This window comes from Yoonia sp. SDW83-1, assembly GCF_046762885.1.
Classification (GTDB): Bacteria; Pseudomonadota; Alphaproteobacteria; order Rhodobacterales; family Rhodobacteraceae; genus Yoonia.
This window is the reverse complement of the sequence record NZ_JBKQXO010000012.1, coordinates 121,808-139,681: the sequence shown is the minus strand read 5'-3', so window position 1 is coordinate 139,681 and position 17,874 is coordinate 121,808. Positions and strand designations below refer to the sequence as shown.

Sequence of the window (17,874 nt, the reverse complement as noted above, 5' to 3'; positions counted from 1 at the left end):
AAAATTCAGATGATCAAACAAACTCTTCTCAGCTTGGCCGTTATAGTTGCTCCCGCTCTTGCCTTTGCCCATTCGAAATCTGAGGCCACAACACCCGCCAACGGTGCGACAGTCACAGAGGTGCCGGAGCTTTCAATGCGGTTCGATGATCCGATGCGCATCATTTCAGTCACGCTAACCTCTCCAGATGGAGATGTCGAAATCGAACGCGAGACAGGTATGGACCCCGCGACAGAGTTCCGGGCTTTGCCATCGGAAGAGCTTCCGCCTGGAAACTATCGCTTCGACTGGCGCGGTATGGCGTCGGACGGCCACCCGATGCAGGGCAGCTTCTCCTTCACGGTCACTGAGTGACCGGACTGGCACCGATCGACGGTCTTGTCGTTTTGGCCATCTTGGCCAAGGCGATTGGCTATGGCGCGGCTTTGCTCGCTATGGGGGGCGTGCTATTTTCCGTCATCTTTGCCAAGCGCGCAGAGGTGTCTGTGCTTCGCCTTGCCCGTCAAATTGCATTAGTTGCGGCGCTTGTTGGGCTTGCTGTGCTAGCCGTCCGGTTCGGCATTCGTGCTGCCCGGATATCCGGGATGGGCTTAGAGGGCGCGTCCGATCCTGTGATGCTTGGCTTCGTTTGGGAAAGTCCACTAGGGACCGCCGCAATTTGGCGCGGGATGGGTGAACTTGCGATACTGGCAATTCTGGTCCCCCGAATTGGGCAATGGATCGCTCTGGCAGGGACCGTTGCCGTAGCGATATCCTATGCTCAGGTGGGCCACGCTCTTGGGGAGCCCCGAGTGTTTCTGACCGTCATGTTGGTGCTGCATCTTCTTGCCGCTGCTTTCTGGGTTGGTGCGCTTGTGCCATTGCGGCGGGCGGCGCTCACCCCTGCTGGTGCCGACATTCTGCACTACTTTGGCAATGTCGCCGCTTTCGGAGTGGCCCTCCTGATCTTTGCAGGCACAGCGCTCGCTTGGCTCCTTGCAGGCTCCGTCACTGCCTTGTTTGGAACAGCCTATGGTTTAGGACTTTTGCTAAAAGTCGCGATTGTTGCGATGCTCCTGGGCTTTGCAGCTTTCAATAAGTTGAGGTTGGTCCCGGCTTTGCGTGCTGAGATACCCGGTGCAGCACATGCCCTGAGGCGATCTATTTCAATGGAAATGCTGGCTGTAGTCCTGATCCTGTTGGCAACGGCGACACTCACAAGCGTCACGACGCCACCAGTCAATCTTTAGAGACTTAGCCGCGCGCTTTGTCGAGCAGTTCAAGGAGCTCAGTGAACTTCGCCCGCTGGTCTTCCCGATCACCTGAGGCAAGTGCATCCTCGATACAATGTGACGCGTGATCATCAATCACGAGCTTTTCGACGCCTTTCAGCGCGGCCCGTACTGCCGCGATCTGCGTCAGGACATCAACGCAATAGCGGTCTTCTTCCACCATCCGGGCGATCCCTCGGACCTGGCCTTCCAGGCGTTTAAGGCGTTTCAAGGTAGCTTCGCGGTTTTCGTGCATGACTCTCTTTTCGCATGTTGGCAGAGAAAAAGTCGAGTGAGTATGGCATCAAGCTCAAACTATTGAATATATACCCTAAGGGGGTATATAGGTTAATACAGAGCCCAAGCAAGCACAGCCCTCAAAACAAGCTTACCGAAAAAGAAAAGCCAATGCCCAAGGACACGCGCGACGTTGCCCACATTGATACAAACCCGGCCGAAGTGGCGTTGGGCAAAACGGCTGTGCTTTACCGGATGGCGCTGCCTGATCATCTGTGCCCATCCGGGCAAAAGGCGCGCTGGCTTCTCGAACGTCAGGGATATGATGTCGATGACAGACTTTTCCGAACACGCGCCGAAGTTGACGCCTTCAAAACTGAGTATGACGTCAAGACGACGCCCCAAGCATGGATCGAAGGCGAACGCGTTGGCGGCTACACCGACCTGCGCGAAAAACTGACCGGCTGGGACCCAAAGGCGACCACCTATCGACCAGTGCTCTATCTCTTTGCCGTCGCTGCTCTCACCGCTATTGCGCTATCCATTGGTTTCCTCGGCACCATCACGTGGCAGACACTCGGCTGGTTCATCTCAGTCTCAATGATCCTTCTCGGCATGCAGAAAATGCGGGATGTCGAGGGCTTCTCCACGATGTTCCTCAACTACGACCTTCTCGCGCGGAAATGGGTGCCTTACGCCTATATCTACCCGTTCGTCGAAACAGGCGCGGGAATTCTAATGACCGGCATGATCCTGACTTGGGTGTCAGCTCCCGCGGCACTTTTCGTTGCGGGCATTGGAGCCGTAAGCGTCTTTAAGGCTGTCTACATCGATAAACGTGAGCTCAAATGCGCCTGCGTCGGTGGAAATTCAAACGTCCCGCTTGGGTTTGTGAGCCTCACCGAAAACCTGATGATGGTCGGAATGGCGGTCGTGATGCTTTGGCTGATGGTTTGAACCAAAGCGGCTCATCTTTCTGACTGGTCATCTAGGCGCCAAGACGGGAATTGGTGTTCTATGTTATTCTTCCGTGTCAACAAAGGGTTGTCGTTTCGGGAGGGCATGGCGGATCGGAGGATCAGTCATGGAAACACCAAACCTACCAGCCATTCGCGCACTTCGCCCTGCATGGAACAAAGGTCGCATCGTCGGTCAGAAACGGCCTCTAAAACCCAAGCATGTCTGGGCGATCCGTGTCCGCCTTGAATTGGCAGAAAATCATCGCGACCTCGCTCTCTTCAACATGGCGATCGACAGCAAGTTGCGCGGTTGCGATTTGGTCAAGATGAAGGTCGTCGACGTCATGGCATCTGGCCAGGTCAAAGAACGTGCATCGGTGTTGCAAAGCAAGACGAAGAAACCTGTGCGCTTTGAAATTTCCGAAGGCACCCGGGCCTCGGTCGAGAAGTGGATGGAGGACGAGCTCATGGTCGGCTCCGAATATCTATGGCCTGGCCGCTTCCACGAGCGCCTGCATATCTCGACACGCCAGTATGCACGGATCGTCCGCGATTGGGTTATATCCATCGGTTTAGAAGCGAGCGCATCCGGCACGCATTCGATGAGGCGAACGAAGGTGACCCAGATCTACAAGAAGACCGGCAACCTGCGCGCCATTCAACTTTTGCTCGGCCACACGAAGATGGACAGCACGGTGCGATACCTAGGCGTCGAGCTTGAAGATGCGCTAGCCATTGCGGAGGCCATTGAAATCTGAGCCTACCGGGCCGTCTTCACTGGCGGCCCATTCCTGCCGTTAGCCGATAGGTCAAGATGCTGCAGCGCGGCCCGTCAGAGCCGCCATTCGCTGCAGCTGCGAACTATAGAACGAATGGAACTTACGGTCTGCCGGACCTTTCAGACCTTCAGGTTTGACCACCGAATGTCCGGTTCAGTCAGCTTCGCCAAAGTCGCATTCATAGTTTCAGCTCACTTCCCAACGCCACGGACACGTCCTGTGAAATAGAACAGCGTGAGGAAACCAATGCCGTAGATCACCGAAGTGGTTACAAGCAAAGAGGCGAGGTCCGAAACCTTCAAGACGTATAACAACAAGGGCGTTCCTATTAGGTTTCCCAAGTTTCCGCTCTGCGCCATGGCACCATAGCCAAGCGTCCGCGCATCGGTTGAGTGATTTAGCTCGGCCACGGCAGCAAAAGTTCCACTTTGTATGATGCCGAGAATGGCGAACAACGCAATTGCGAGGACTAGCGGGTTACTCCAAGCACCCACAGCTGTGATCAAACTCGCCAGTAGGAAACCCGCAAGAACCGCCGTCGTAGCTTTAAAGTATAGTAGGGCGACAGGTAGAATGAGAATGCCTGTCGCGATGCCGACAAGAGACATGGCAGTTGTAATTTGTGGCTTCAGGTCTTCGGACAATTGAGCAGGCAAAATCGTCAGCAAGGCGAGAAAAGTCAGCGTGTAAAATAGCCAGCCAATCCCGGACCAAACGACCCTCGCATTTTGAAAAGCCAACAAAGCTGATTTTCCATGCTGCCACGAGGAAGTGCTTGGCCCATCCGATACGCGATGGCCCCTTAGCAAAAGACCGACAAGCACCGCGATCAGCAATAGACAAGCACCGTGGAGTTGGAAAAGACCACTGACACCAACAAGATCTACAAAAGGGATGCCAAACCAACCAAAGACCGCAAATGATACGCCGAAGAAGGTGCCCCAAAGGGCCATGGTGGCACCGCGCCACCTTTCAGTGCTTATCTCGGCCATTAACGCTGGCGCGGTCACAACAATCCCTAAATGCGTTACACCTTCCACAAACCGAGACAGCGCCATGAGTGCGAATGAAGGATAGGTGGATTGCCAGAGGGATAAACCGCCCGCTGCGATCAAAGACAAAATTAGCACATGCCGCAAGCCAAACCGGTTCGCCAGGCTGGCCGCAACACCGCCAAGAAGTGCACCAACAACGCTCACGAGCGTGAGCAGCCATGCGACCTGATCAGTCTGCCGTGGATAGATAATCTGAAACTCAGACAGGATGACCGAGACTTTAGCAAACTGACCGCCGGCCAAAAGACCTGCACCCCAGAGGGTGAAAATCAGCAAAATCTTTATACGGTTACCAGCCATTCATAGATGGTATCTACGCAGTGTTCATTGACCCACGCATAAATTATGCGGCGCGATCTCTTCCGCTGACAAGCCGGGCAGGTGTTCCATCCGCTAGATAGACGCGTTCCCACAAAATCTGCCCCGCATTGATCCGAATGTGGCTATCATCCGCTTGGGACGTCACGAACAGTTTGGGCTCCGGCAACAAAGCAGACCACCAATCAGAAGAATCGAGTTCCTCTTCCGCCTTTTGGATTTCTTCAGTTGCAAACTGCCACAGAGAAATGCCGAGCATATCTCTTTGCCCGACTTTCCAGTCTCGGGCCCGACTGGCGGAGTAAGCCAGGCAAACGTGCGTGGCTTCATCGACCAAGTGCACGCATTCGGGGGAAGTTTCCACCAACCGGCGGAGCGCTGCATCATCAGAACGATAGGGCATCAGAGCTTGGAAGACCTTTGCTTGTACATCGACCTCAGGCGTTTGACAGCCACTTTCCCATCTCGATACGGTCGCCTGATCCACGCCAAGCAAGTCAGCCAGTCCCTGCTGCTTCAAACGCACCGCAGTGCGCACGCGTCTTAATCGTGCGCCAAACACCGGCAAAGGTGTCGATCTCTTCATCATGTTCAACTCGCCATATGTCAGCCTTATTGCGATTTTACGTTCTCAGCTATGCACTTCAAAGTCGAGTTTCCGAGGAAATCTTCAAGGTCAAATATTACTACGATCCTGTCGAAAGTCTGGCCATCAAACCAATCCCACCAATTTTGCAAAAGGATCTTCGTTTGGGTCGCGATGCCAAGTGTATTCGCATCCAAAGGCAGTCTTTTTTGCTTCTTCCTCACCGTAGAGATTTGCCAAGGCCCCGAGCGCCATGTCTATGCCAGCCGATACACCTGAAGACGTAAAGAACTTGCCATCCTCAACCCATCTTGCCTGCTTCACCCAATTGACCTTTGGGGCGAGGTGTACCGTAGACGTGAAGTCCAACTTGTTTGTTGTCGCCCTTCTTGCATCCAGCACACCCGCCATGCCAAGGATTATGGTGCCCGTGCAAACAGCCATGACCCGTTCGGCGTTATCTGAGACATCGCGAATCCACTGAAGGGTTTCAGACGTGGTGCACTCTTCCAATGCGCTGTCGCCGCCGGGGATAAAGAGCAAGTCGTAATCGGTGCGCTCGTCCATTGTAATGTCCGGCACGACCCTTTGACCATGTCGACTAGGAACCGGTTCAGACGTCGCGGCAACGGTCGTCACTTCAATTTCATAGGTCGGATCGCCAAGCATTTCGATCGGACCAAAGTAGTCCAAGGTTTGAAAACCCGGAAAAACAAGCGCGGCAAGAGTTCTCATCTGAAGTCTCCTAATAGTTCATGCGCTCTGGATAGCGGGCTGCTCTCATGGCATAAATGACAATGGGCCCTCTTTTCACGCCAACGTGCCTAAGCCAGACCGCCGCAAACCCAATGTTGTGTTTCTGGTCTATGACGGCATTGTTCTGCTTGATCTTGTCGGACCCCTGCATGTGTTTTCGCGTGCCTGCGCTGACGGAACAGTTGAACTTGCCTATAAAACCCACATTGCGTCGGTCAGTGGTGGTCCCGTTCAAACCAACACCATTGTTCAGGTCGATAGCGTGCCTTTGGAAGAGTTGTGCGATGTTTCAAAAGGCCTAGAGATTGATACTTTGGTGATTGTTGGTGGTGATGGGGCAAATGTAGCTGAGACCAACAAGAAATTGGTGGAGCATGTCGCGACACTCTCAGCCAGAGCAAAGCGGATTTGTTCTGTTTGCTGCGGTGCCTTTGTGCTCGCCGCTGCTGGATTGTTGGATGGTCGGCGGGCGGTGACACATTGGGAAGACTGCGCATTGCTGGCCAGAAGATTCCCGAATGTTAGGGTCGAAGTGGACCCAATTTACATCAAGGAAGGCTCAATCTGGACGTCAGCCGGTATTACAGCGGGCACCGACATGGCACTGGCCGTAGTGCGAGAGGATTTGGGCCCGGACCCCGCATTACACTTGGCTCGGTCGTTGGTGACCCCGATGATTAGATCGGCAGGACAGTCCCAGTTCAGCTCCGATCTTGCTCGCCAAACTCAAGACTCGGCAGGCGAATTTTCTAAACTACATATCTGGCTACGAGAAAACCTCGCGAAGCGTATCAGTGTCAGCAGTATGGCCGCAAAATGCTCCATGAGTGCGCGCAATTTCTCTCGACGCTATGCAGCGAAAGTCGGCCTGACGCCAGCCAGTTCGTTGGAAAAAATGAGGGTGGACGCTGCGAGAAATCTGCTTCTTGAGACGGATCACAGCATCAAAATCGTAGCAAGAGAATGTGGCTTTGGAGATCAAGAAAGGATGCGAAGAGCCTTCCACAGACATCTTCGCACATCACCGTCCACCTATCAGTCGTCATTCCGCGAGAGCTGACATTCAAGCCTTCCGCAGCATCAGGTAAAGTGGGCTCATTGCTGTCACAGGAGCGCTTGCAACATCCTGTGATATATTTCTTCGGTCAACGTCGGGTTGTCGTTTTGGGAGGGAATGGCGGATCGGAGGATCAGTCATGGAAACACTAAACCTACCCGCCATTCGTGCGCTTCGCCCTGCTTGCAACAAGGGCCGGATAGTCGGTCAGACACGACGTTTCAAGCCAAAGCATGTCTGGGCTACCCAACTGCGGAGTTATGGCGGATAGAATGATGCGGAGGAGGTCCGTGAGAACCCTTTTCTGAAAGATCAAGTGTGAGGTATGCGCCACTATCAGCTGCGCCTGTCGGTTATGCGGGACCAGCCTGATCATGCTATGTTAAGCTAACACATGTCCGATAAATACCATAGCTGCCTCGTCAGCCGTCTGTCTCGCTTTGTGTCCCTCACAGACCACGAATGCGCCTTCATTGCTGACTTGGAAAAGGAGGAACTTGCATATCGAAAAGGCCGTCCGGTGGTAAGCGTGGGTGATGCGACCGAGGGCATTGTGGTCCTAAAGTCAGGTTGGGCCGTGGTTAAAGCAGACAGTTCGGATGGGCGTAGTCAGATCCTGCGAGTGTATCTGCCCGGGGAAGTGATCGGTCTGGCCGAGATCGGATCTGCGCATGCCAACCACCGGGTCGTCATGCAAACGGACGGCATGATCTGCCCATTTCCGCGCAAGGGTCTGGCCCCGCTTTTTATCGATTATCCGCGTTTGGGCGCGTTACTAACCTCAATCGGTAGCCTTGATCAGATCGCATTGCGTCACCACGCCAGTAGCCTTGGATCGATGGATGCGACGGGAAAGCTCAAATTCTGGCTGCTGCAACTGCGCGCGCGTCTTGAGGTCGCCAATGTGGGACTGGGCAACCGGTTTCGTGTGCCATTCAGTCAAGTCGAGATTGGGCAGGCAGTCGGGCTGACCTCAATCTATGTCAACAAGCTGCTACGAGGATTTGTCGAGAATGGCGATATTGAGATCGACCGGCCCTATGTTCGGTTGCTCAAGCGCGACAGCTGGGAAAAAGACTGCGAATTTGTGAACCCCTTCGTCGACATGGACACGTCTTGGTTCCCGCCAGCCATTGGCCAAGAAGTGACCGGCGCGACCGACTTGGTCGAACCGGTCTGATATCACGCCACGGCCTCTGCATTGATCCCGCCGGTCGCAATCTGCGTCATCGTACGATCGCCCTCGTAAGATACATCCAAGCACTTTTTCAATACCGTTACATCGCTGTCCAGCTCAAGCCGGTCTGCAAAAGCGGCCAAACATCCATAGCCCGCAATCGCGTAGTGGACGAGGCGCTGATACTGGGTAATGATCATCGCATCTTTTGTCGCGTCGTCGCCGAATGTCTCTTCGAGCACGTGGGCGCGGGCTTCTTTCACCAGACCTTCCATGCCTTTGCAGTGCTCTCCGACAGCGCTTTCCTCGTGACTTTTGGCAATGGCCTCTAGCGCGTCGATACCACTTTGAATTCCGTCGGCACCTGCGTCCAAGGTTTCGGTCAGTTCCTCGTCAGACGCCGCCTTTGCCATCTCCTTCGTCACCTCCAACGCCTGTCGATTGGCGCTGTGGATATCCTTGAGTTGTTCAAGGTAGAGGTCTTCGAGGGTATCGATGCTCATGATTTATCCTTTCAAGATAGGCCATCACGCTAGCTGAACGTGATATGCACAACAGCCACTTTCGGTGCTTCACTCCGTATGATTGGCCAAAGCCTAAACCAGATTAGTAAGTCCGGCGCACGGAGCCGCCATATTCACGGCTACCTTATGTGAAGAAGGGGTCGCCATCGCAGCTCCACTCAAACAAAGGACTGAATCCATGCGAAACATAATCTATCTCGTCGGACTGGTTGTCATCGTTCTGGCCATCGTCAGCTTTGTACTCTGAAGCTCAAAAGGAGTGTGAATATGACCACCAATACCCCAAAAACCACCAAGGAAACCGTCGCCGCCACGGCTAAGCGCACAGCATCCGACCTTGCTGATCGCACCCGTGATGCGGCAGGTTCAGCCGCACAAGACGCAGCGCATGCGGCCAAAACACACGCCGACGCAGCCAAGTCATCGGTCGCGAACGAGATGTCTGGAGTGGCGTCCGCATTGCGTACCGCCGCTGAAGAAATGCGCAACGGCTCTCCTCAGGAACGTACGTTCGGCCAGATTGCGGAAGGTCTGGCGGACGCCTCCGACGCTGTGCGCAACAAGGATCTCAGCACGATGGTTCAGGACGTGACCGTGTTTGCGCGCAATAATCCTCTCGTGTTTTTGGGCGGTGCCGCGTTGATCGGCTTTGCCGCGACACGATTTGCCAAGGCTTCTGGCACGTCGAGCGCCCACACGGCGCAAGCGCCCTACACGTCCACGAATGGAGATTTCTCATGAGCAAGGATGACAAAAGCGCAGGCGGCATTCTGTCGGATGCCATGCAAAACGTGAGTGCGCTGGTCCGCAATGAAGTCGACTTGGCCCGCGCCGAAATCAGCGAGAACGTAACGCGCGCGGGTGTAGCTCTTGGCTTGATCGGCGCCTCTGCGATTGTTGCACTGGTCGCACTCAATGTACTGGTCGCAGCAATCGTGGCAGCGTTGACCGAAGCAGGTCTTGACGCTGGCTGGGCAGCGTTGATCGTCGGCGCCCTGTTGGGTGTGCTGGCCTATGTGTTGCTCAACAAAGGCACAAACGACCTCAAACTCTCAAGCCTCGCACCAACGCGAACCGTGAAAAACGTGCGTCGCGATGCAGCAGCTGTAAAGGACGCCTACGATGACAAATGATACCCGCTCACCTGATGAAATTGAACGCGAGATCGAAGAGCAACGTTCTGATCTGTCCTCAAACCTTGAGGACTTGCAGAACAAGTTCTCTATAGACACCATTGTGCGCCAAATTGGCGACCAATTTCGCGAACATGGCGGCGACATGGGCCGCTCCATCTCTGATCAGGTCAAGGCGAACCCGATCCCGTTGGCTTTGACGGGCATTGGCTTGGCATGGTTGATGTTCGGCAATGGCACTCAGAAGCAGCCAGCGCAGGCGCGAATTTCGGATCGTCTTGACGATGATCGCTACAGCGATGTTGAGACCGACTTTCGCCGCACGCGCGAACGGCAGGGGCGTCCCGATATCGCTCCAACCACCTATCCAGCCGCTCGCAACGATGGCCCCTCTTGGTCACGCGATGATACGGACAATGGTCTATCGCTGACCGATCGGGCGTCTTCCGGTGCCGCAGTAATCAAGGACGGTGCTTCATCCGCCGCAGCGTCGGTTTCAGACGCCGCCCGCAATGCCGGATCATCCGCTGCGGATGCAGCGGCGACTGCCGGTTCGAAAATCTCGGGTGCAGCGGCCTCTGCAAAGTCATCTGTGAAGAGGGCTGCACAAACAGCCCGCGATGGTACGAGTGCAGCGGCCAGCCGCATCGCCGAAGGCACCGAAAACCTGACGGAAGAAGGCCGCAGGCGCGTCATCGCTGCACGGCAAAAGGCCATCGACCTGCGCCGTCAGACAGCACGGTCCGCGCAGGACGGTGCGGATGCAGCGGCTGACTTCTATGACCGTCAGCCGCTGGTCGTGGGCGCGTTGGCCCTGGCCGTCGGTGCCGCTCTTGGCGGTGCCTTGCCGCGCACAAAGGCCGAAGACAACCTGATGGGATCACAAAGCGACGATCTGATCGATCGGGCTGAGCGGATTTTCGAGGAAGAAAAGGACAAGGCCATGTCTGTTGCTAAATCCGTCAAGGAAGAGATGACCGATATAGCGTCCGAGGCCAAAGCCGACCTCGATCGCGGTACACCCGGCGATCAGACCGCAGCGCAGGCGATTGGCCATAAGGCCAAATCTGTTGCGGGCCGCGTGACCGACAGAGCCAAGTCGGCTGCCAAGGAAGAAAAGCTGGGAAAACCCAAGACATGATTCGTAGCGAAAGGGGCCACACGGCCCCTTTCTTTTCGACCTTGTGATGTCCCTTAAGAAAGCTGTGCCATGTCCCGCGGTCGAAATGCTGAGACACCTGTAGACATTCCAGCGACTGGCTGGAAGGACGTCGCGTTTCGTCTCAAAGACGAGATTGCTGCCGACCGCGTCGGGCTGATTGCCGCGGGAGTGGCCTTTTACGGGCTATTGGCCCTGTTTCCAGCAATTACAGCGCTGATAGCGATTAGCGGCTTGCTTGTTGAGCCGAACGATATCGTCGATCAACTGAGCAGCCTGTCAGGCGTCATGCCTGAAGAAGTGATCTCGATTATCACAAATCAGGCCACCGCTGTAGCGGGCTCTCGCGAAGGCGGGTTGGGTCTGGCGGCCGCTTTCGGCATTTTGGTGGCGCTCTATTCGGCGTCCAAAGGCATGGCGAGCCTGATCCAGGGAATTAATGTTGCTTATGACGAAGAAGAAGAACGCGGCTTTATCAAACTCAAGCTTGTCACCTTCGGCCTGACTATTTTTCTTGTGGTCGGCGTTTTGATTGCACTTCTTTCCACGCTTGGCTTGCCTGCGCTTCTGGCGTTTATCGATCGTGGCCCAATGATCGAAATCATTCTTACCGGCGGCTTGTGGCTGGGGCTGGTTGCTTTGACAATTTTCGGGCTGTCTGTTTTGTACCGCTACGCGCCGTCGCGCGACGCTGCTGAATGGAAGTGGGCATCAGTGGGTGCCATTGTCGGTTGTTTGATGTGGGTCGTGGCCTCGGCTGGTTTCGCATTCTACGTCAACAACTTTGGTTCCTATAACGAAAGCTTCGGCACCCTTGCAGGCGTCATTGTTTTGCTGATGTGGTTTTGGATTTCCGGGTTCATTATTTTATTGGGTGCAGAATTGAACGCAGAGTTGGAGGCACAGACACGAGTTGATACTACCGTAGGGCGCGACCTGCCAATGGGCGCACGGGATGCGAAAAAGGCGGACGTACTGGGCGAGGCCGCCGCTAAATGAATGACGAGAAATACAGATGTTGAATGCGTTATTGTGGGTCTTGGCCCTTTCAGTCCTGGTTGTGACCGCATTGCCTTTGACCAACAGTGTGACGTGGTGGGTGCGCATGTGGGACTTTCCGCGTGTCCATATCGCAATCGTGGCACTTGTGGTTTTGATCGGGTGCCTGCCGTTTACAGTATCGTTCAAGCTACCAATGATTGTTTTGATGGCCGCAGCCATGTGCTACCAATCCGTGCAGGTTTTTCCCTACACACCGCTCGCCAAAACCGAGGTTGAGCTGGTCGAGGTACCCGCATCGGTCCGGCCGGTTTCGATGATGTCTGTAAACGTCTTGATGGAAAACACGCGTTATGCTGATCTGGCTCGCATCATTGACCGAGAAGACCCCGATATCCTGCTATTGATGGAAACAGATCAGGTTTGGCATGACGCTCTTGGTAACGTTCTTGACCGCTATGCAACGGTGAAAATGCACATCGCCGATGACCACTATGGTCTGATCTTTGCCACACGGCTTGATCCGGTCAGCGTTGACCTGCTGTGGCCCGATGCGGACGATACACCAGCACTGAAAGCGGTGCTGCGCGCGCGCGATGGTACAGAGTTCAACTTTATCGGCCTGCATCCTCGGCCCCCGGTACCGGGCAACGACACAGCGGTCCGTGACAAACAGATCAAGAATGCCGCACTGATGACATCCTCGTCGGAACGACCCACAATATGCATGGGCGACTTCAATGACGTGGCATGGTCATGGACCACGAAACGGTTTAAGCGCTATGGCGGCTTTGTCGAACCGCGCGTTGGACGCGGCATGTATGCCAGCTTTCATGCAGACTATCCGTTCATGCGCCTTCCTATTGACCAGATATTTTTGACGAAGGACGTCAATCTAGCATCGTTCGACCGGCTTGAGAGCTTTGGCTCCGACCACTTCCCCATGGCCGTCACCGTCTACTTCGACAATGACGGGAGCACAGATCATGAAAGCTGACACCAAATCTTCGGATACGACCGACGTTGTGTTGACGCAGGCCCCCTCGAAACGACTGGAGATAGCGGCAATCGGTATTTTTTGTCTGTTGCTCCTTCAGACAATGGTGTGGGCAAGCGATTTTCTGATCCCCGTAACAGCAGCATTTCTGGGCTATTTCGTTTTGAACAGACCCCGCCGCTGGCTGGCAAAAATCGGGTTTGCGCCTGTCATTTCAGCAACATTGTTTACATCGATCCTGACGGCGTTGATCGTGCTCTTATTGGTGCAACTCAGTGAGCCCGCCGCGCAGTTCATCGAAGACCTTCCTTCGCTGATGGAACAAATCAAGCAAAAACTGTCGACGTCTGGCGGGACACTTGAAGCCATCAACGACGCAACCGTCGCCGCAGAAGAAATCATCGCAGATCAAGACGCCGAAACGGTCGCAGTTGAGGTCGTCTCGAACACTGGGGTTGCGGCAACTATATTCAGCATGGCTCCGGGCTTTTTGAGCCGTATCCTCTTCGCACTGATCCTGCTTTTTTTCCTCGTGGCCTCCGGTGACATGTTCTTGACCAAGACCGTGCAGAGCTTTGACCGTTTCAGCGACAAGCGTCGCGCCGTCGAAGTCCTTCATGCCATTGAGGACCGTTTGGGGTACTATCTGGGTGGCATTACCATCATCAACGCGGGCCTCGGGGCGGCCGTCGCGGTCGCGATGACACTTTGGGGTCTGCCCGGTGCGGTCTTGCTCGGGTTTATGGCGTTCGGGTTGAACTTTGTGCCCTTCTTAGGCGGGCTTGCTGGCGCGACCATCGCGGCCGCCATTGCATTCGTCAGCCTTGACGGCACTTGGGCGGCGGCAGGGGTATTTGGCACATACATCTTCTTGACCTCTATCGAAGGGCAGTTCGTCACGCCGGTCGTCATTTCTCGCAGGATGAGGTTGAACACCACAGTCGTGTTTCTGTCTGTCGCGTTCTTTGCGTGGATATGGTCGGTGATGGGAATGGTCGTCGCCCTGCCGATCCTGATCGTCCTCAAGATCGCCTGCGACGAGACTGAATCATTGGAGACACTGGCCCGTTTCTTAGGGGATGTGGACGATGATCGAAATCTGGACAAGACCGATATCCAGCAAAAATAGACAGGCGAAACCATCTTCCGCCTGTCTGTCTCTGTTTTAGGTTCGGCCACGCACCATGCGTACTGCATAGATGAGCAAGCATGCGCCCGCTGCCGCGACAATCAACTGCCCGATCCAACCGCCCAGCGTGGTGCCGATGATCGCAAACAATAACCAGTTCAGAACCACTGCGCCGAGAATACCAAGCACGATATTCATCAACAGGCTCTGATCCGTCTTCATGATCTTCTCTGCAATCCAGCCCGCTAGCGCGCCGATGATCAGCGAACCGATCCAACCTATACCAGTCATTCCTGTCTTCCTTTTTTACCCTCTAGGGTCGTTGAAGTGAGATGGGCGAAGCATCGAATCCAAAGTGACATTGGCTTTCGGCACCCCGCCCGCAAGCGCCGTGATCAAAAAAACAACCACAACGCTGTCGTTCACTGGCTGGTGAAAAAGGCCCAGAAGGACTTTTTCCTGGCCAGCTTAGTCGAGGCCAAGCTCTTCCGCCAGACGCACACCCGGATCGAGAACGCGTACTTCACGCTCGTTATACTCCGGCATATTCTCAAGCTGCGACTGGGTGAATTCAGGAAGGATCAGTTCATCGCGGCGCATAATCAGCTTTTCAACCGGAATCGCCACTTCGTTCTCGCCCATGCCGAGAAAGCCGCCGACACCGATGATCGCAACGAGGGTCTGACCACGGATACCAATAAAATCGACCTCTCCCACGTCTTCACCTGTTTCTGTGGCGACGCTGCGACCGATCAGATCTTCTGCGTTTTGGTTGAAGATTGGCAGGATCTTGACAGATTCCTGGTAGCGCGCCCGATCTTCGTTGGTCATGTTGCCGGCGGCATCAGCCCTGAAGTCTTCCATGACGACACGCGCCTGCATCTGTTCGATCTCGACGTCCGCTTCACCACCGCCAACGACGTTGACTTCTGCCTCTTCACTTGTAACGGAAACATCGGCGCTTTCACCTTGCTGCACATTCACTTGTGCTTCCTCCTGCGTCACGTTGACATCAGCAGCCTCCGAGCCTGTGATGTTGACCTGTGCGTCACCCTGCTGGAATTCGATGCGCGGCTGGGCCTCCTGAATGGTGATTTTCGGTTCAGGACGGACAAAGCGCACAACGGGGGCGGGTTGGTTCAGATCGATTATCGGTTCACCGGTCTCAACATCGACAACGGGCTTTGGCACCATGACCGTGACGACAGGTTCAGGAATGAACACGGTGATCTGCGGCTGTGCCTGCTCTACTGTGATGATGGGGGCCTGTTGACGAACCCGCACGGTGGGCTCCGGCACAACGACAGTGATTTCCGGCTGTGGTTGAGTGACAGTCACCACGGGCTGGCCCTGGGTCACTTCGACATTGGGGTCAGGTACGATCACGTTTACAGTTGCGTCCTCTTGCTGTACAACGACCTGGCCGCCTTGAGTGTCTACAATGGACTCGGCCGTATCGGTAGTATTGGTCTGAGCGATCGTGCCGCCAGCAAAAGCAGCGCTGAAAGCTACGGTGCCGAGCAGTGTTTTCATGATCGAATTCATAGTTTCTTCCCTATAAAGACGGAACAGAACCCAGCACCCCATCAGGGTACAGATGGTCCATGTTGCCCGTCCATTGATTACCCAATGGGGAGTCAACGACACGTTTTGCAACGGCTATGCATCTCCACCGGACGCTTGAATCAGCAATGCCGCCAATCCTTGAAGCTGTAAGCAGCCTAGCAGGCCGCCTTGTAAGATGCCGGGTCGTGGCACTAATCTCTGATAAGTTTGGAGGCTTTTTCGGGGTTCCAGACGCTCTTGGGTCATGGGCTAGTCTGGTCCGCTTTTCCGGCGGTAAGGCCAATACAGCATCCTTGACCGCTACCAGCGCGGCTTCCAGCGTGTCAGAGACGCCGTGAATGTGGGGATCGGTCCATGTCATCCATGACCACCTGTGGGGGGTCGTGCGTTGATCGAGAATGACCCGCATACCGCCCTGATACCGGATCAACCAGTCATCGCCGCTGCGGGCGAGGTAGTGGGGAGTGAACACCCCAGTTTTCTGCCGGAAGTTCATTTTCTGTTCCAAGGCAAAACTGTGACGCCGCTGCACAAAAAGACAGGCTATAAAAACGCAATCTCGTCACATTCCAACGCCAAAAAACAGGTAATTCGGTTTTGGCTGTGAGTGGCGCGACTGAATATGTTAGTGAGTGATTGGCGGTGGTTCTTATTGCAGGACCGCCGCCATGTTATTCTGGGCCATCAACCATGACTAACTGATCATCCGGCAAGGGCCGTTGCAGGGTCAGGGCGTCTTCCACCGGAGCCGTCATCCACAGGTCAATTTCGTCTTTGGTGATTAAGATGACCGGCATGGCCTTGGGATGGATCGCGGCGACCATAGAATTGGATTCGGTGGTCAAGAACGCGAACAGGTCATCCGTGGTTTTGCCATCTTTCACCTTCCGCACGGATGTCCATTGCGTCCAGATGCCAGCGAAGACGGCCAGTGGCTGGGTGGTGTTCAGGGCGAACCATTTTGGACCCTTGTGAACTCCGAAAAGGCCGAGAAAGGAACCATACAGCGATTGCAAGGCCCCAGCCAGCGCCGCCAGTGCGGTGACTTGGTGTTGCGCACATTGGCAACGCCCTTGTCATAGTTCTTCCCCTTCGACGTGAACTGTGGCGATGGCATCCCCCAACGCATGTTTGTCAGGACGCGCCGCTGATCCGAATTGATGACCACGGGGGCAATCTTGTCGGGATAGATGCCGAGAAGACAGGGAAGGTTGCCGGTGCGGTCATCTCAGATCTTGATCAGATCAATGATGGCAGCTTGGGAACTCGTCATCGAATATAGGTTACACATGGGCACTCACAAACCGGAAGAACTGGATCAAGCGTACATGGCGCGACAACTGGACTCAATCGCGGGCATAGAGGGACAAAAATATGGGTGGTCCGAATGGCAGTCGAACGTTTCTTAAGTACTACTACTACCGTTTAAAATCAGCGTTTTACATGAACCAATCGACGCACTGTCCCTCTGCCACTGTCCACCTCAAATTCACGCTGCGACCGATAACGGGTACCCTCAAAGGCCGCGCATGAACAGACCCGTTGCCGCAGTTGGGTCAGAGGCTTGGTATGGCAAGCGCATGCCTAGATACCTGCATTTTCCAAAGAGAGTTGGACTAACCCGCCCGACAAGGTCAGCTCACGACTTAAATAGCGAGACGGGGGGGGTCGCTTCGCTAACAAAGCTGACATTTTGAGGCTTTTGTTGTAACGTTTGAAGCGGAGGAACAGCGATGTCAGAGCGAATGCTTGGTGGATGCAAATGTGGGCTGGTTCGCTATGAAGGCATCCGTTTAGACGCCCCAATGTTTCGTTGCCACTGTCGTGATTGCCAACAACTCACCGGCTCGGGGCATTCAGAGATGATGCCTCTCGCACGCGAGGACTTTGCGATAACTGATACCTGCAAAACATACGAAATGTCGGGTGGATCAGGGCAGTCAACCTTCAGTGGTTTCTGTCCGAATTGCGGATCACAGATTACGCGGAACAGCCAAAGGATGAGTGACCGAATCTATGTACACGCGTCTTCACTGGACGATCCCGGCAAGTATGAACCAGAAAAATCAATTTATCCGAACTCTGCGCAGGTGTGGGATGAGGCAGCAATCATCAAAGGATAATTATGGACTCACTGCAGACCTCAGAGGCATTTGGTCGTCTGTTTTTGTTCACAAGAACCTAGTCGATGAC

At 54.7% G+C, this 17,874-nt stretch carries 23 protein-coding genes; 14 read left to right on the top strand and 9 right to left on the bottom strand.

Going from position 1 to position 17,874, the window contains the following annotated elements; all coding sequences use genetic code 11:
• The first annotated feature begins 9 nt into the window (after positions 1–9).
• Both ACFWW4_RS16230 and ACFWW4_RS16225 read left to right on the top strand, forming a co-directional pair.
• Positions 10–354, top strand: a complete 345-nt coding sequence (locus ACFWW4_RS16230; RefSeq protein WP_298299719.1) for a copper resistance protein CopC — start codon at positions 10–12, stop codon at positions 352–354.
• Positions 351–1,229 (top strand): CopD family protein, encoded by an 879-nt coding sequence (locus ACFWW4_RS16225; protein WP_411891821.1) that lies wholly within the window; start codon positions 351–353, stop codon positions 1,227–1,229. Before ACFWW4_RS16230 ends, ACFWW4_RS16225 begins: the two co-directional genes overlap by 4 nt.
• Positions 1,230–1,233: 4 nt before the next feature.
• On the opposite strand, the gene ACFWW4_RS16220 is transcribed toward ACFWW4_RS16225, so the two are convergent.
• Entirely contained in the window at positions 1,234–1,506 is a 273-nt protein-coding gene (locus ACFWW4_RS16220; protein ID WP_220750648.1) for a metal-sensitive transcriptional regulator, read from the bottom strand.
• 152 nt (positions 1,507–1,658) lie between these two features.
• On the opposite strand from ACFWW4_RS16220, the gene ACFWW4_RS16215 reads away from it, so the two are divergent.
• Complete coding sequence (locus ACFWW4_RS16215; protein ID WP_411891851.1) at positions 1,659–2,444, top strand: MauE/DoxX family redox-associated membrane protein; 786 nt, start codon at positions 1,659–1,661, stop codon at positions 2,442–2,444.
• Between the two features lie 127 nt (positions 2,445–2,571).
• The gene (locus ACFWW4_RS16210) at positions 2,572–3,204 is read left to right on the top strand and encodes a tyrosine-type recombinase/integrase (protein ID WP_411891820.1); all 633 of its coding nucleotides are present in this window, start codon (positions 2,572–2,574) and stop codon (positions 3,202–3,204) included.
• Between the two features lie 212 nt (positions 3,205–3,416).
• Here ACFWW4_RS16210 and ACFWW4_RS16205 read toward each other — a convergent pair whose 3' ends face one another.
• From ACFWW4_RS16205 to ACFWW4_RS16195, 3 genes are all read right to left on the bottom strand, one after another.
• Positions 3,417–4,580, bottom strand: a complete 1,164-nt coding sequence (locus ACFWW4_RS16205) for an MFS transporter (protein WP_411891819.1) — start codon at positions 4,578–4,580, stop codon at positions 3,417–3,419.
• A 43-nt stretch (positions 4,581–4,623) separates the two neighbouring features.
• Positions 4,624–5,187 (bottom strand): helix-turn-helix domain-containing protein, encoded by a 564-nt coding sequence (locus tag ACFWW4_RS16200; protein WP_411891818.1) that lies wholly within the window; start codon positions 5,185–5,187, stop codon positions 4,624–4,626.
• Positions 5,188–5,310: 123 nt separating this feature from the next.
• A complete protein-coding gene (locus ACFWW4_RS16195) occupies positions 5,311–5,919 on the bottom strand; it encodes a DJ-1/PfpI family protein (RefSeq protein ID WP_411891817.1) in 609 nt (202 codons plus the stop codon).
• Positions 5,920–6,004: 85 nt separating this feature from the next.
• On the opposite strand from ACFWW4_RS16195, the gene ACFWW4_RS16190 reads away from it, so the two are divergent.
• Positions 6,005–7,000, top strand: a complete 996-nt coding sequence (locus ACFWW4_RS16190; RefSeq protein ID WP_411891816.1) for a GlxA family transcriptional regulator — start codon at positions 6,005–6,007, stop codon at positions 6,998–7,000.
• A gap of 391 nt (positions 7,001–7,391) precedes the next feature.
• Complete coding sequence (locus ACFWW4_RS16185) at positions 7,392–8,177, top strand: Crp/Fnr family transcriptional regulator (RefSeq protein WP_411891815.1); 786 nt, start codon at positions 7,392–7,394, stop codon at positions 8,175–8,177.
• A gap of 2 nt (positions 8,178–8,179) precedes the next feature.
• On the opposite strand, the gene ACFWW4_RS16180 is transcribed toward ACFWW4_RS16185, so the two are convergent.
• Positions 8,180–8,677, bottom strand: a complete 498-nt coding sequence (locus ACFWW4_RS16180) for a DUF892 family protein (RefSeq protein ID WP_411891814.1) — start codon at positions 8,675–8,677, stop codon at positions 8,180–8,182.
• A gap of 288 nt (positions 8,678–8,965) precedes the next feature.
• Here ACFWW4_RS16180 and ACFWW4_RS16175 point away from each other — a divergent pair, with 288 nt between their 5' ends.
• From ACFWW4_RS16175 to ACFWW4_RS16150, 6 genes are all read left to right on the top strand, one after another.
• A complete protein-coding gene (locus tag ACFWW4_RS16175; RefSeq protein ID WP_411891813.1) occupies positions 8,966–9,439 on the top strand; it encodes a hypothetical protein in 474 nt (157 codons plus the stop codon).
• A complete protein-coding gene (locus tag ACFWW4_RS16170; protein ID WP_411891812.1) occupies positions 9,436–9,831 on the top strand; it encodes a phage holin family protein in 396 nt (131 codons plus the stop codon). The genes ACFWW4_RS16175 and ACFWW4_RS16170 overlap by 4 nt, the downstream gene beginning before the upstream one ends.
• Positions 9,821–10,972, top strand: coding sequence for a DUF3618 domain-containing protein (locus ACFWW4_RS16165; protein ID WP_411891811.1), 1,152 nt, complete (start codon positions 9,821–9,823; stop codon positions 10,970–10,972). Before ACFWW4_RS16170 ends, ACFWW4_RS16165 begins: the two co-directional genes overlap by 11 nt.
• A gap of 69 nt (positions 10,973–11,041) precedes the next feature.
• Entirely contained in the window at positions 11,042–11,989 is a 948-nt protein-coding gene (locus ACFWW4_RS16160; protein WP_411891810.1) for a YihY/virulence factor BrkB family protein, read from the top strand.
• 106 nt (positions 11,990–12,095) lie between these two features.
• Complete coding sequence (locus ACFWW4_RS16155; RefSeq protein WP_411891809.1) at positions 12,096–12,986, top strand: endonuclease/exonuclease/phosphatase family protein; 891 nt, start codon at positions 12,096–12,098, stop codon at positions 12,984–12,986.
• On the top strand, positions 12,976–14,115 hold the full coding sequence (locus ACFWW4_RS16150; protein ID WP_411891808.1) for an AI-2E family transporter: 1,140 nt from the start codon (positions 12,976–12,978) through the stop codon (positions 14,113–14,115). Before ACFWW4_RS16155 ends, ACFWW4_RS16150 begins: the two co-directional genes overlap by 11 nt.
• Positions 14,116–14,151: 36 nt before the next feature.
• Here the strand turns inward: ACFWW4_RS16150 and ACFWW4_RS16145 are convergent, their stop codons facing one another.
• Together ACFWW4_RS16145 and ACFWW4_RS16140 are read right to left on the bottom strand one after the other, a co-directional pair.
• Positions 14,152–14,406 (bottom strand): GlsB/YeaQ/YmgE family stress response membrane protein, encoded by a 255-nt coding sequence (locus ACFWW4_RS16145; protein ID WP_411891807.1) that lies wholly within the window; start codon positions 14,404–14,406, stop codon positions 14,152–14,154.
• A 177-nt stretch (positions 14,407–14,583) separates the two neighbouring features.
• Positions 14,584–15,648 (bottom strand): PRC-barrel domain-containing protein, encoded by a 1,065-nt coding sequence (locus ACFWW4_RS16140; RefSeq protein WP_411891806.1) that lies wholly within the window; start codon positions 15,646–15,648, stop codon positions 14,584–14,586.
• A gap of 421 nt (positions 15,649–16,069) precedes the next feature.
• Between ACFWW4_RS16140 and ACFWW4_RS16135 the strand changes: the two genes are divergently transcribed.
• Complete coding sequence (locus tag ACFWW4_RS16135; RefSeq protein ID WP_411891805.1) at positions 16,070–16,288, top strand: hypothetical protein; 219 nt, start codon at positions 16,070–16,072, stop codon at positions 16,286–16,288.
• A 64-nt stretch (positions 16,289–16,352) separates the two neighbouring features.
• Here ACFWW4_RS16135 and ACFWW4_RS16130 read toward each other — a convergent pair whose 3' ends face one another.
• A complete protein-coding gene (locus tag ACFWW4_RS16130; protein WP_411891804.1) occupies positions 16,353–16,697 on the bottom strand; it encodes an SOS response-associated peptidase family protein in 345 nt (114 codons plus the stop codon).
• Positions 16,628–16,849 carry a hypothetical protein gene (locus ACFWW4_RS16125; RefSeq protein WP_411891803.1) on the bottom strand — a complete coding sequence of 74 codons (222 nt, stop codon included), beginning with the start codon at positions 16,847–16,849 and terminating at the stop codon, positions 16,628–16,630. The genes ACFWW4_RS16130 and ACFWW4_RS16125 overlap by 70 nt, the downstream gene beginning before the upstream one ends.
• A 565-nt stretch (positions 16,850–17,414) precedes the next feature.
• On the opposite strand from ACFWW4_RS16125, the gene ACFWW4_RS16120 reads away from it, so the two are divergent.
• On the top strand, positions 17,415–17,804 hold the full coding sequence (locus tag ACFWW4_RS16120) for a GFA family protein (protein ID WP_411891802.1): 390 nt from the start codon (positions 17,415–17,417) through the stop codon (positions 17,802–17,804).
• The last annotated feature ends 70 nt before the right edge of the window (positions 17,805–17,874 follow it).